The sequence below is a fragment of the Paenibacillus sp. FSL K6-2441 genome (assembly GCF_037964765.1).
Classification (GTDB): Bacteria; Bacillota; Bacilli; order Paenibacillales; family Paenibacillaceae; genus Fontibacillus; species Fontibacillus phoenicis.
In genome coordinates, this window is the sequence record NZ_CP150174.1 from 1,552,489 (window position 1) to 1,565,976 (window position 13,488).

A 13,488-nucleotide genomic window follows, 5' to 3' on the forward strand; every position below is an offset into this window, starting at 1 on the left:
AAGGATATTGGCATAGGGATCTGGGAACGTCAGCACCTCAAACAGAACGTCTCTTAGTAGGAAAAATAAGATTTTCCACATCCCCCAAAAGACTAGAAGGATCACTACCCATTTCTTGATGGACTTCATACTAGGTATCTCCGATGATAAATTTCAGTGTGTTTCGCCAGACGTTCTTTCTTCCTTTATACTAAAACGAAAGAGGTAAGGAGTTGGTTTCGATGAAATTGATGTTGATTTCGGATATCCACGGGTCAAGCGCTTGGCTGGATCGGGCGATGGCCAAAGCGGCAGAGGAGCAGCCCGATCAAATGATCATGCTGGGGGATTTCCTGTATCATGGGCCGCGAAATCCGCTGCCTGACGGATACGATCCGAAGCAGGTCGCGGCAACGCTTAACGAGCATAAGCATAACCTGATCGCTGTTCGCGGGAACTGCGATGCAGAAGTGGATCAAATGCTGCTGGAATTTCCGATGATGGCGGATTATGCCATGCTCTACTTGGAAGGACGTCGTATTTACGTCACGCATGGGCACGGATACAGCATCGAGCAGCTTCCGCCGCTAGCGCCGGGTGACGTGTTTATTCAGGGACATACGCATGTGCCAGTGGCTGACGTCAAAGACGGCATTTATGTTCTGAACCCGGGGTCCATCGCCTTGCCGAAGGAGAATTTCCCTAATTCCTATGGCATTTTGAAGGCAGGGGCGTTTATCGTTAAGGATTTTGCCGGGGAGATCATCAAACGGATTGAGTTTGCTCCATGACAAACGAACGGGTCGAACAGCAGCTGCGCACCCTCCCGGCCGCGCCGGGGGTGTACTTGATGAAGGACGCGGCGGGAGGCGTCATTTATGTCGGCAAGTCGAAGAACTTGCAGCAAAGAGTGCGCTCTTATTTTCATGCCTCCCGTCACCGCTCCAAGAAGGTCGAGAGATTGGCGCATAACGTCAAGGATTTGGAGATCCTCAGGACCGACACCGAATTCGAAGCGCTGATGCTGGAGTGCCGGCTGATTCGAGAACTGAAGCCGATGTATAACAAAAAGATGAAGAGTCCGCACGGTTATGTCTATTTGGTGATCCGCGACACGGACGGGATTTGGGACCTGGAGGTCGTAGATGTGCCGGAGGCCCCGGGAATCCGCCAAGTTTACGGACCTTATTCGGCGAGCCGACATTCTGTGGAGGCGGCAGTCCGGAGCGTTCGCGAAGCCTTGCGTATCGCTTGCAGCCGTCCCCGTTCCGCTCCCACTGGAGTACCCTGTTTGAACCATTCGCTGGGCTTATGTCTCGGCGCATGTTTGGGCGGGGAGGCGGTTGAACTCAACAACCGCGTGATGAACCGCTTTGCTGCGCTGCTGGATGGCTCGGATTCCAGCCTCCGGGAAGAGTTGGAGGGACGAATGCGGGACTCTTCCGAACGGGTTGATTTTGAAGCCGCAGCCAAACTCAGGGATGCCCTTCATGCCATCGATCTGTTTGCGAGACAAGAGGAGATCGCCGGATTTGTTGAGCAGAACGGGAATTTCGTGGTCCTGGAACGTTGGAGTGAGCGGAAGGCCAAGTGGTTCATATTGCGGCGAAATACGATCCTGTATAGCCGGAAGGTTGAAATTTCAGAAGGAAGCTCCCGAGCCTCTCTGTCTCTGAAAATGGCGGAGAAGGCATTGGCCTGTCTAAGCCATAGCTCTCCTCCCCTGACGGGCAAACCTACCCGAGATGAAATAGATGAGGCTCGGATCATCTACCGTTATTTACAAAGCAGTGAGTGCCGCTTCGCGCGGATTCCACAGGCATGGATTGAAGCCGCAGTTACGGCCCGGATCGCACATCTGCTAGAAGCGATCATCTGAAAGAATCGATGAAATGATCTTTCTATTGACGGCGCTTACAATAATAGTTTATGTTTAAAAAGGAAATATAAACCATTATTGTAATAAAGGAGGATTTGTGATGATCATGATCCGACCCAATGCTGTCCGTGACATCCAGAGAATACTCCGCACTTTCCTACTCTGTATGATTCTTGCTGCTTTGACCTTAAGTAACTCCATGTTTGTTCCTTCTGCCCAAGCCGCAGAGGGAGATTCCGGCATGAATGTGTCGAGAATTGAGCAAAGCGGTTTCCTGAAAGCCAACGGTACGGTGCTGCGGGACAACTACGGCACAGGCAATATCGTCAATCTGCGGGGGACCAACCTAGGCGGTTGGTTGTTGCAGGAGAGCTGGATGTCACCGCTTGGCGTGAAGGACGAATGGACGCTGCGTGAAACGTTGACGAGCCTGCATGGCGCGCAAACGGCGGAAAGCCTGATCAAAACGTATCAAGACGCTTGGCTGACTACGCGGGATTTGGACAATATCAAAAACATGGGGATGAATATGGTCCGCGTGCCTATTCTGTACCTGGAGCTGATGGACAAGTACGGCAATTGGAAGGCGGATCCGTGGAGCAAGCTGGATTGGCTCGTCCGCGAAGCGGGGAATCGGGGCATTTACGTTCTGCTGGATCTGCACGGTACGTTTGGGGCCCAGAACACCTTCGATAACTCGGGCGAGGTCAACTCGGATCCGCAGCTGTGGAAGAACCAGCAGTATCAGGATCGTACCGTCCGGTTGTGGGAAGGGATTGCAGCCCATTTTAAAGGCAATCCGACCGTGGCAGGTTACGATCTGTTAAATGAACCTGACCGGGTGAGCAAGGAGCAGTTGAACGCTTTTTATGACCGACTCTATAAGGCGATCCGCGCAATCGATCCCGATCATACGATCTTCATCGAAGCGGCCTGGAACTGGAACCAGCTCTATGACCCGGATACGTTTGGTTGGACTAACGTGGTGTACGAGATGCACTATTACGCGATGGCCGGCAACGAGGCTTCTGATTGGAATGTGCAGAACAATCTGGTGAACACCGCTTTGCAAGGACTGCGCGATCACCAAGCCCGGTGGAACGTGCCGGTGTATGTCGGAGAATTTTGCCTGTTTGATTTTACCGATCTGTGGGAGAAGTTCTTGGCTGGAATGAACGCCTCCAATATCTCTTGGACGAACTGGACGTATAAGGTCAGCTCGAACTACGGGAACTGGGGTTACTTCAACAACAACCCAAATCCGGTGCCAAACATCTTAAGCGACAGCCCGGCGACGATCGCCGCTAAATGGAGCAAATTTAATACTGAGAATTTTCGGCCAAACACCACACTGCAAAATTTGGTGAAAAAATATACGACCGGGTCAACCCCGCCTCCTACGCCTACCGGGTTCGTTTATTTGATCTCGGAAGCGAATAAGAAGATCGTCAGCGCGGAGAACGCCGGCAGCGCTCCGCTGGTCGCAAATCGCGATACAGCCCAGGATTGGGAGCTGTTCGAAATCATCAACAACAGTGATGGAACGATTTCGTTGAAATCCAAAATCAATGGAAAATACGTCACCACGGACTTGAACGACGGCGGCAAGCTGATTGCCCGCGGCGAGAGCATTCAACTATGGGAGAAGTTCCGGAAGGAACAGCTGGCCGACGGGGCGATCGCCTTGTTCGCCTTGGCCAATGACAAGTACGTGACAGTGGAATTGAATAACGGAGCTGGACTGGTGGCTAACCGGGATCAGGTTGGGGGCGCTTGGGAAGCCTTTTGGCTGATTACCCAGTAATGGCAGCCGAAGCTCAGACAAAGGCAACGGGGAAGTGTATACGTCCCCGTTGTCTTTTTTAAGATATCAGAAAGTATAAACTACGGGGATTGGCATCCTGATATCGCAAGAAAAACTTCCGCTAAACGCGGTCTGTCTACTTTGAATGTACGTCGATAGGCGTTTTTCTTAAGATATCAGAAAGTATAAACTTCGGGGCATTGGCATCCTGATATCGCAAGAAAAACTTCCGAACGGGATTTCATTGATAAAATTTGCTTAAATTGGGAATAACATATCCACACCCTTTGGTGAAAGGAGGAAATCCCTTGCAGATCAAGGAACGCCTTCATTCTTCAGTCGATGAGAACATCGCATTATTCAAACGGATATTTCCCGGCGATTCCACTATTAAATTCCGTAAATTTCAACATCGAGGTCAGTGGAAAAGTCGGTGATTGGGCCACCCTAGGGGTTTACCGAAACGTTGATTACCAATTTGTCGACCGCCCCGGTCATGGAATTGTTTGATTTCGCCGATACGGTGAATACACCTGGCATTAGCAGCATACTCCCGATGATTAGCCTGAAGGATCATCAGCGGTCGAAATCCGGGTCAATACGCACACCGTAATTGGGACTCTTGATTACGTATTAGGCCTACTCGTTGTACAACAACATTATGGAGATGTGGGATTTTGCAATGAAGACCTATGACTTCTACGCATTTCCATTTCAGGTTATTTTTCCAATCTTGTTGCTGCTGGGGGCCGAGATCAAGAGACGTTGGGGAACTCGGGCGAAATTAGGATCATGCTTCGGTTTACAAGGAATGCTGATTGACATATCATGAGGCTATATCATACATACGGAAGGAATGTGGAGATGGAGAGACAGGCTGTCAAGCTTTCTAGGCCGGAAGCGATGATCTTTGACATGGACGGGACGTTATTCAAAACAGAAACGCTGCTCATACCGGTTTTTCATAAGGTGTTTGACCAGTTGCGAAAAGAAGGGTTGTATGCCGGGGAGACGCCGCCGGAAGAATTGATCCTGAGCTGCTTGGGGATGCTGCTGCCGGACATCTGGCGCCGGGTGATTCCGAACCATAGCGAGACGGTGCATCGCCGGGCCGATGAACTGCTGCTGGAATATGAGCTGGAAGGGCTGCAGCAGCTGGCTACCGAGTTGTATCCGCAAGTGCCGGAAACGTTGCAGGAGCTCAAAGCACGGGGCGTACGGCTGTTTGTTGCCAGCAACGGGCTAGAGCATTATGTCAAAGGAGTGGCCGAGGCGCATGGAATTGCTCCGCTGTTTGAAGGGCTCTTTAGCGCAGGGGAGTTTCAAACGGCGACCAAAGTCGATCTCGTCAAGTTGCTCCTAGATCGGCATGGCATCACCCGCGCGTGGATGATTGGGGACCGCTCCTCGGATGTTGAAGCGGGCAAACGGAACGGGCTAGCCGTGATCGGCTGCGCCTATGCCGGCTTCGGGGATGACCGGGAGCTGGCCGGCTCCGACGTGCGGATTCGCAACTTCGATGAACTGATCTCCTTGTATGATCAGGCGGCGGAGGAAGCGTAATAGGCAAATAACAAGCAGTAAGCCGCTTCCCTCCTAATTGGAGGGGGAAGCGGCTTTTTGCTTATGCAGCCATAACGCGTATTCCAGCGGCCTAATGATCGCTGCGCGGTACGCTTGGGAGTCGCCCGATTGATGGAACACTTCGCGGGCAGGTTTGGGGTTCACCTCAAGCAGGTAGATCTGGCCATGGCGGTTGATCGCCAAATCTAGTGCCAGCTCGCACAAGGCCCCAAACGTCTCCTCGAGGTAGGCTGCGACCTCCAGACTGAGCTTCTCCGCCGCCCGGCGCACCTCCTGCTGCCGCTCCTCGCTTGGGATCCACTGCTTCAGCAGCGTATTCATCGCCACGGCATGACCGCCGCCGTGGAGATTGGAGGTGACGCTGCGGGGAGGACCCACCCTTCCGGCGCAGCCGGTCACTTCCCATTGGCCTTGACCGTTCTTCTGCACCAGCATCCGGTAGTCGTGAACGCGGCCGCTGGGCAGCTTGATCTGGATGCCCTGCTGGGCGATGAAGCGTCCGCTTCCTTTCCAGCCCAGCAGGAACGTGCCCAGCCGGGATTTGTGGATTTTCTGGGGAGCGATGATATTGCGGTTCTGTCTCCGTCCCTGGATCAGGAAGAGATTGCTGTCCAGGCGTTCTACCCGCAGGATGCCGCGGCCTCCCGTGCCGTTAATCGGTTTGACGTAGACGGCGGAATACTTTTTGAGCAGGTTAAACACATCGCTGCTGCTTTGAAATAACACCGTCTCCGGCAGGTTGGACCGGAATCGGCTTTTGCGGGACAAGGTTTGATATATCGTCCACTTATTGCGCAGCGGCCGGTTGAGGAAGGTCAGATGACGGTAACGCGCCCGAAACTTCAGCAGCTGCTCGAACCGCTTGCTGCGCTGGATCCGGCAGCGGTCAAAGATCAGGTCTGGGAAGCTGCGCCATTTGCGGAACCATTTCTTGCCCTTTGGATCGTACTCGAGGGCAAGGATCTGCTTTTTCTGGTCAATCACGTCCATTGGGGTGAACACGAATATGTCCAGGCCCATTTTTTTTCCCTCAGTGATCATGCGCTGGTAGATATGGCGTTCCTCCAGCAGCTTCTTGTCATTGAGGTACAAGGTCAGGATGCCCAGGACGGGTTGTGACAATAATATCACCTTCTTTGCTGGTATGGGAGACCGACGTTGCAGGCGTTGGGGAAACGGGCCGGGTCTCCAGCAGAAGCAGCGGTTTCCCGTTCGGATCCCGGGTCAGGCCCGAAGCGTACATCCCTGCACGAAAGCACATGCGCAAGCTCTGAATCTGACTCAACGCCACCCGGAAGCTAAGCTGCCCCAGCCGAGTCAGCTGGGCTTGGAGCAGCCCCGCGCCGATCCCGCGGCCGCGGTACAGCGGATGGACGACGACGACGCATAGCTTGCGGCCGTAATCCATGACGCAAGAGGCGCCGGCCAGCCGCTCCCCGTCCTCCGCTCGGATGCGGGCAACGAGCAAGGAGCAGCCAGGCCGCTTCAAGTCGCTTGGCGTCAGCCGGAGCAGATTCCGGAGGACGGTGGGCGGAACGCGGCCGGAGTTATATTTTCGGATGAAAGCTAATATTTCACTGTGCTGCGGCTCCCAAGGAGCTCCATCCTCCAAGGTCACGGCTCGAATCTCCATCACGACCGTCCTCCTTTCGTGTTGGTCGTAGTTCGTTTCACGGTTTGTGTTTCGGCTGGCGGTATAAATACTGGCTGTATTGAAAAATCCGCTCCAGCGATTTCTTGCGAATATGCGGCTCATCGAACTTCATCGGCTTGGCGTTCGCTTCGAAAAACCACAGGCGTCCGTCGGTGTCCACCCCAAGATCCATGGACATCTCCCCAAGCAGGAAGCCCGATTCCTTCTCGATTTGCTTGGCGATCAAGAGGGCGCTGGACTTAATCCGGCTGAGGAGCAGTGTCGTCATATCGGACCCGAAGGCGGGGAGAAGCATCTTCTCCGGGTCTTCAATGCTGCCGCCTTGCGGAACATGGGTTGTAATCCGTTTCGGTCCGGCCAGACGGGCGCCGATCCCGGTCACCATCCAAATGCCTTTGCCGTTCTTTTGCACGAGCACGCGCATGTCGAAGTGGCGTCCACGATAGGAGGTCAGCTCGATGCCCTCCTGCATGATGTAGGGCGTCATCCCGGCTTCTCTTTTGATTCTCCTCCACAACAAGGGCAGTTTGGCGGTTCGATAAATGATGTTTCGGCGCTTCTTCCCTTGGATTGTCAGCCGGTAAGGTCTCGGATGATCCACGTCCAGTCGCAGCAGCATGATCCCTTTTCCGGCTTTTCCGCCCTCAGGCTTAAGGTACAGGGAGCCGTATTTCTCCAGCATCGCGGTCAGCGTTTTGGGTCCTAGCATTTTTTTCGTGTCCGGCACAAGCGTTTTGGTCGCCCGGCCTTTCTTCAGCCATTCAAATAGTCGCCGTTTATTGAAGAAAAAAGGATTAAACAGATGAATCGATTCATGCTGGATCACCTCATCGATTTTGCGGCGCACCTCCGGCTTCTTCTCATCCTCCCGGAGGGGGATGCGGTTGTAGATGACGTCGGGCAAGGGGAACCAATGCTTCTTCCACGTCTTCTCCTCCGGGTGGAACAAATATCCTTGGACGCGTTTGGCGCTAAGCTTCAAGTCTTTGGCCGTTAAGACATATACGGGACAATCCAGCTCTTGCCCGGTTTTGACGAGGTCTCTGAAGTTGCTGCGGTTACCGCGGAATAGCCGGACGTTATCATCCACGGTCAGCACGGCGACGACGGGCTTCTTCTCGTTCAATACTGGATTGTTCATGAGCCATCTCTCCTCCGGAATTTGCTCAAGTAGAGGCAATGATCCAGGATGTGGTCTACTGACGCCTTCCCTTCTGCCCGAAGTGAAGGGTGTTTAAAGATCGAACGGCCTGGCTTGGCGTTCGCTTCGAACATCCAAATTTTCTCTTCCCGGTCGATCCCGATATCAAATCCGATCTCGCCGATCAAATGCTGCTGATGGGATTCAATCGCTTCGGCCAAGGTGATTGCAACGGCTTTCGCGTTCCGCAGTACCTCTTCAGCACGCGAGCCAAATGCTCGGGTGAGCGCCTGCTCTGGAGTGAGCAGGGAGCCGCCGTTCTTCAAGTGCGTGGTTACGCTGCCTTTGCCGGCTTTTTTCGCGCCGATGCCAACGACAACCCATTGGTTCTTCCCGTTCTTGTGCATGTGAAACCGGAAATCGATCGGGCAGTTGTCGATTTCGATGAGACGAATCCCCTGCTGGGCCACGTATCCGCGGAGCGCCCGGCCGTGTCTGGCTTGCAGCGTGCGCATTAGGCTGTTGAAGGAAGAGAAGCGCAGCAGGGCGTTCCGGCCATTTTTCCGATACCTGGCATAATAACCGCTTCTCGGGATGTAGGACAGGCGATATATCCCGTTGCCCAGACTGCCGCTGTTCGGCTTGTAATAAACCAGGGAATGCCGGTCCAGCATCTCCTTAATTTGCTCCGGCGTCGGACTCATAATCGATTCGGGCACGTAGCGTCCCACCGTCGGGTCTTTCTCCAGCAGGCGGTAAATATCGGATTTATTAAAAAAACTCCAGTTAAAGAAAGGAATCCTCCGGCGGACGAACCGGTCCCGAAGCTGACTGATCGAGCTGGTCGTTTCGGCTCGGCGACTGGGGAGGCGGTTATACACCACGTCGGGCAGCGGTACCCGCTTCCGCACGAACCGCCCAGCTTCGTTCAGAAAGTAGCCGTTCACCGTTTCGTCTCCCCAATGGATATCCCGCGGGGTGAACGCGAAGATATAGGATATCCGGCTTCCCTGCCGAAGGAGTTGCTTGATGAATGCGGTGCGCGAGCCAAACGGGTTCGTTGGCGAGGACGTGGGGCCGTCGGACAACACGCCGATAAGCGGGCCGATCTGCACTTCTCCCTCTTGCTGGCTGCGGAGGTAGACGCCGCCGGGTTTGGGGATTTTAATGCCTCTGCGAACGCCGCTGGCAAGGTACAAGTGGTTTCCCGCTTTATTAATCCGTTTGATGGTGGCGGGGACCCGATCTCCCCCGAGTCTTAGATGAACCAACTTTTTTCCGGACAGCTTCAGATTCTTCATAAGAGCCCCTGACACGTAAACCACCCGGTCGGGGGCTTGCGTGAAATGGACGTTGCAAAAAGTCAAACTCATGGATTTTATCCTCCTAAAAGTGATCAGGGTTTGCTCAGCAGTAAATAGCGGGCATAGCCTATCGGATTTTCCAGCGACCTTCTGGCGGTTTCCGGATCGCCGATCCGAAAGAACGAGGAGCGCCCCGGTTTGGAGTTGACCTCCAGCACCCATACACGGCCTTGGCGGTCAACGCCGAAATCAAGGCCCAGCTCCGCCAGCCTGCCGAAACGGGTCTCCAGATAGGCCGGAATCAAGAGTGACAGTTTGCGGATTGCGGCTTCAGCGGCTTTGCCTTCAGACTCCCCGAGTTCGCGAATGAGATAAGGCAGTGCCCGATGGGCGGTACCGCCTCCATGCAAATTGGAGGTTAGCGAATCCTTGCGGCCCGCGCGGACCGCCATCCCCGTCAAGCTCCATTCGCCCTTGGCGTCTTTCTGCATGAGGACGCGGACATCAAAGGGTTCGCCGTCCGAGCTGTTCAACTGCAAATACGGCTGAACCAGGAACGGCTGTCTCCCGGTAAAGCGGTCAATCCAATCCAGCCCTGCTCGCTTGGTGGAAAAGCGACGCCGGAAGACCGTATTCCGCCCGCTCCGGCCGACAACCCTGACTTCATCACGCGGCAGATGCCATTTGACGTGCAGCGTCCGTTTGCCGTGCGTACCGTTCCGCGGCTTCAGGAAGGCTTCTCCGTCATGGGCTTGCAGCCATTGGTCCAGCTGAGCCTGCCCTTGGTACAGCGCCGTTTCCGGTAAATATTCGGTAACCTCCGGGCATTCAAGCAGAGCTTGGTATACCGCCCATTTCCCCGCAAGACCCCGGGCCAAATAAACGAAGGGATGCTCTTTCGCCAGCCGTTCGAGCAAACGATGCTTGCGCAGCTGCTGCTTGCGGTCATGGATCAGGCAACGGTCGTAAATGATGTCCGGCCGGGGGCACCATTTGCGAATCCAGGTTCCGTGTTCAAAGGTGTAGGCGGGAATGCCGGCAGCGTTCCCCAAAGCGATCCAGCTGAGGCAGAAGACGTACACGTGAAGCCCATGCCTTGCGCCGATGCGGCATAATCTGCGGCAGAACGCAACTTCCGCGAAGGGGAGCGGACCGCTGCTTTCGGAGACCAGGATGCCAACGTTCCCTTGTGATGTTTTGTACATGGCTGATTCCCTCCTTCCAAGAGGCCCTCCAAGGGCAACCTCTAAAAGCCGGACAAATAGCGGGTATATTCGATCATTTGCTTGACCGAAGGGCGGATCTTGTCTTCGCCGATCGGAGTATTATCGTTCTTGGACGGCTTGGAGTTGACCTCCAGCAACCACACCCGGCCGCTCGTTTCCACCGCCAAATCAATCCCGAACTCCCCGAAGTGGGCCGGGATTTGCGCATCGACACTCTGGGCGACGTCCAGCGCCACCTTCTTCAGCTTTAAGGCGAGTTTGCTTTTGATTCCAGCCGGCAGCGAGCTGCGGGCAATCGCGTCCTTCACCTTACTCAGCGTGCCGCCGCGAGCCAGATTGGACACAAAATGATGGTTCCCGGCGATCCGGGCCACGATGGAAGTCGTATTCCATTTGCCGTACAGGTTCTTCTGGACCAACGCCCGAAAATCAACCGGCCTATGATCCACCTCGATCAAGTGAAGCCCCTGCTGGATTTGGTAGCGAGTCGTTTTCATTTTGCCGGATAACGCGGTGAACAGCTTAGCGAGGCTCGGATATACTTGGCGCTGTGCGCCACCAACCTGGGTCGATAAGGTCTGGAAGGCGCCGCCTTCAAGCCGCGAGATACGGATGATGCCTTTGCCCAAGCTTCCCTTGATTGGTTTCAGGAAGACGACGGGATATTTGCTGCACATCGCTTTCAACATCGCGTAATTGCGAAACAGATGCGATTCCGGCAAATAACGCTGCACGGAGGCATCTCGGCTAAGCGCGTCGAACACTTCGGTTTTGTCGAGATATTTCTCGTTGAAAAAATGGCTCCCGTAGCGGGATTTTACTTCTTTCATAAAATGCTGTACGCTAGGTTTGTTCTCCAATTTCCGCGAATTCAGCCGGTTGTAGAATACATCTGCGGCGGGCAGCTGGGTTTGCTTCCACCCGTTGCCATAGACCCAGCCCGAGATCTGGCTTGTGCTGGTGCCGATATGATTGGGGGTAAAGAAATAGACGAATACCCCTTGGCGCGAGCAGGCGTTCACGAGCTCTTTGCAGAACTTGGTCATTTGGCCAAACGGCCGTTCCGGATTACCGGGGAAATCCTGACTGAGCAGAACTCCTAACAGCGGACCCAGTTGAAGGGTCGAGGAATGCGGCCGATAGATGAGTCGCAGCGGCGACCGCGGTTGGATTCCCATTTTTCTAGCCAGACCCGAGCTCATGCGAACTCCGTCGGATCTGGATAAGGGAATGACCTTCACGCGGTGCCGAAATGATCCGAAGGTGAGTAGAAGCGGAAGATGCGTTGGGATTTTCCACTGTTTGATCAGCATGTCTCCGAGCACGAGAATGTCGTCTTCAAGAATGCCCGGACTCATGATTTGTACCGTAATTTTTTTGGAGGGCATGAATGCGGATCTCCTTCCAAGCTAAGCTAGAGTCTTGGATGCAAGTAAAGATCATCTGCGTAAAATGCATGTAATGCATCATATGAGGACATAGAATCCTTGGTGATTAACCTATGCCCGTTTTCGGCGGCTTCCGGGCGAAGGAATAAAGCGATTTACTCCTTGCCAGGCGCGGGCCGAAGACGGATATCGCGGAAGATAGTTAGGGCAGCAGCCTAAGAGAAAGAAGGAGGAAGAGAGGGTGCCCGATTGGCTTTACGTGTTGGTGAGCGTCGCGGTGGCTGCTTTTGTCGGCGGCGTGACCAACCATTTTGCGATTAAAATGTTGTTTCATCCGCGCAAGCCCATACATATCGGCAAATTTCACGTTCCCTTTACACCGGGACTGATCCCGAAACGCCGTGACGATATCGCCGAATCATTGGGTCAGGTGGTGGCCGAGTATTTGGTGACGGCCGAAGGGCTGCAGGAAACCGTGCAGCGTCCGGCGTTCCGGAACAAGGCGGAGAATGCCTTGCGCGGCTTCGTGGAACGCGTAAGCTCCAGCGAGTTAACGCTTCGGCAAGCGGCACTCCGGGTGTGGAGCGAGGAGGAGTTCGAGGCGCTGAAGTCCAAGCTGGCGGCTGGGGCTAGAGCAACGGCGATGCGGGGGCTGGCGCGTCTATGGGAACATGCGGACCTAAGCAGCCTGCCAGTGAAGCGGCTTGTTCCCGGTTGGTCTGAGGAGAACCGCAAAGCCTGGAGCGCTGCGCTGGCCAGTGCGTTACTGGGCGTCGTGGAAGAGGAACTGCTGTCGGCCAACGGACAGCGCATGCTGTCGAAAATGGCGGCGGGGCTGATGGACCGGGCCGGCGGATTCCTTGGCACGATGGCGGCGATTTTTGTGGATGAGGACAAATTGGTGCAAAAAATGACCCCAGCGCTCGTTCAGGCGCTGCGGGGCGAGGAAGCTTTAAGCAAAACCGCCCAAGCGATCGAGACGCGGCTGGAGCTGTACGGCGAGAAGCCGGTGGCGGAACTGCTGGCGCTCTTAACCGGCGAAGAGGCGCTAAGCTGGCTGAGCGGCAAGCTGGAGCAGCTGCCGCTGGAGCGTTGGCTGGAGCAAGCGGAGAACCGACCGATTCGCTCGTTGATCGAGCCGTGGAAAGCGTCGGTGCAGGGCTTCGTTCCGGTGCTGACCGAGCGGCTACTGCGCTTGATTGCCAAGGGCATTCCGGCGGCGATGCAGGCGGTGGATTTGCCGGGCCTCGTCGAGGAACAGGTGCAGAGATTCCCGATCGAACGGCTGGAGGAGGTCATCCTCAGCGTCTCCGGCAAGGAATTTCGCGCCATTACTTGGCTTGGCGTATTGCTTGGCGGAATCATCGGCTTGTTCCAGTCGCTGTTACTGCTATGGTTGGGTTAGGCTGACGGGCGAGGGCTTGACGGTTGAACCGCCCGCCCGGGTTACAGTCGTGGGCTATGGGCCACGCAACTTGCTCTAACGCTTATGAGGAGCGCTAATGGTGCCGAAAAGAGGGAAATGAAAT

Annotated in this window: 11 protein-coding genes; 5 read left to right on the plus strand and 6 right to left on the minus strand. The window is 54.8% G+C overall.

The window, feature by feature from the left end:
* Nucleotides 1–221 precede the first annotated feature (221 nt).
* The 4 genes from yfcE to NSQ80_RS06790 all read left to right on the plus strand — a co-directional run bounded on the left by yfcE (nucleotide 222) and on the right by NSQ80_RS06790 (nucleotide 5,225).
* Nucleotides 222–770: a phosphodiesterase gene (gene yfcE / locus NSQ80_RS06775; protein WP_339301877.1), complete on the plus strand. Its 549-nt coding sequence runs from the start codon at nucleotides 222–224 to the stop codon at nucleotides 768–770.
* Nucleotides 767–1,858 carry a GIY-YIG nuclease family protein gene (locus NSQ80_RS06780; protein WP_339301879.1) on the plus strand — a complete coding sequence of 364 codons (1,092 nt, stop codon included), beginning with the start codon at nucleotides 767–769 and terminating at the stop codon, nucleotides 1,856–1,858. The genes yfcE and NSQ80_RS06780 overlap by 4 nt, the downstream gene beginning before the upstream one ends.
* A 241-nt stretch (nucleotides 1,859–2,099) precedes the next feature.
* Nucleotides 2,100–3,662 carry a cellulase family glycosylhydrolase gene (locus tag NSQ80_RS06785; protein WP_339301881.1) on the plus strand — a complete coding sequence of 521 codons (1,563 nt, stop codon included), beginning with the start codon at nucleotides 2,100–2,102 and terminating at the stop codon, nucleotides 3,660–3,662.
* A gap of 864 nt (nucleotides 3,663–4,526) precedes the next feature.
* Nucleotides 4,527–5,225 carry an HAD hydrolase-like protein gene (locus tag NSQ80_RS06790; protein WP_260071506.1) on the plus strand — a complete coding sequence of 233 codons (699 nt, stop codon included), beginning with the start codon at nucleotides 4,527–4,529 and terminating at the stop codon, nucleotides 5,223–5,225.
* Nucleotides 5,226–5,258: 33 nt separating this feature from the next.
* On the opposite strand, the gene NSQ80_RS06795 is transcribed toward NSQ80_RS06790, so the two are convergent.
* The 6 genes from NSQ80_RS06795 to NSQ80_RS06820 are packed head-to-tail and all read right to left on the minus strand — an operon-like array spanning nucleotide 5,259 to nucleotide 11,959.
* Entirely contained in the window at nucleotides 5,259–6,368 is a 1,110-nt protein-coding gene (locus tag NSQ80_RS06795) for a YheC/YheD family protein (RefSeq protein WP_036646668.1), read from the minus strand.
* Nucleotides 6,325–6,879 (minus strand): GNAT family N-acetyltransferase, encoded by a 555-nt coding sequence (locus NSQ80_RS06800; RefSeq protein WP_009227041.1) that lies wholly within the window; start codon nucleotides 6,877–6,879, stop codon nucleotides 6,325–6,327. The genes NSQ80_RS06795 and NSQ80_RS06800 overlap by 44 nt, the downstream gene beginning before the upstream one ends.
* Nucleotides 6,880–6,916: 37 nt before the next feature.
* Entirely contained in the window at nucleotides 6,917–8,041 is a 1,125-nt protein-coding gene (locus NSQ80_RS06805; RefSeq protein ID WP_009227040.1) for a YheC/YheD family protein, read from the minus strand.
* Nucleotides 8,038–9,414 carry a YheC/YheD family protein gene (locus tag NSQ80_RS06810; RefSeq protein WP_339301885.1) on the minus strand — a complete coding sequence of 459 codons (1,377 nt, stop codon included), beginning with the start codon at nucleotides 9,412–9,414 and terminating at the stop codon, nucleotides 8,038–8,040. The genes NSQ80_RS06805 and NSQ80_RS06810 overlap by 4 nt, the downstream gene beginning before the upstream one ends.
* Before the next feature lie 23 nt (nucleotides 9,415–9,437).
* Nucleotides 9,438–10,550 (minus strand): YheC/YheD family protein, encoded by a 1,113-nt coding sequence (locus tag NSQ80_RS06815; protein ID WP_339301887.1) that lies wholly within the window; start codon nucleotides 10,548–10,550, stop codon nucleotides 9,438–9,440.
* Between the two features lie 41 nt (nucleotides 10,551–10,591).
* Nucleotides 10,592–11,959: a YheC/YheD family protein gene (locus NSQ80_RS06820; protein ID WP_323076165.1), complete on the minus strand. Its 1,368-nt coding sequence runs from the start codon at nucleotides 11,957–11,959 to the stop codon at nucleotides 10,592–10,594.
* A gap of 241 nt (nucleotides 11,960–12,200) precedes the next feature.
* On the opposite strand from NSQ80_RS06820, the gene NSQ80_RS06825 reads away from it, so the two are divergent.
* Nucleotides 12,201–13,364 (plus strand): DUF445 family protein, encoded by a 1,164-nt coding sequence (locus NSQ80_RS06825; protein WP_323076172.1) that lies wholly within the window; start codon nucleotides 12,201–12,203, stop codon nucleotides 13,362–13,364.
* The last annotated feature ends 124 nt before the right edge of the window (nucleotides 13,365–13,488 follow it).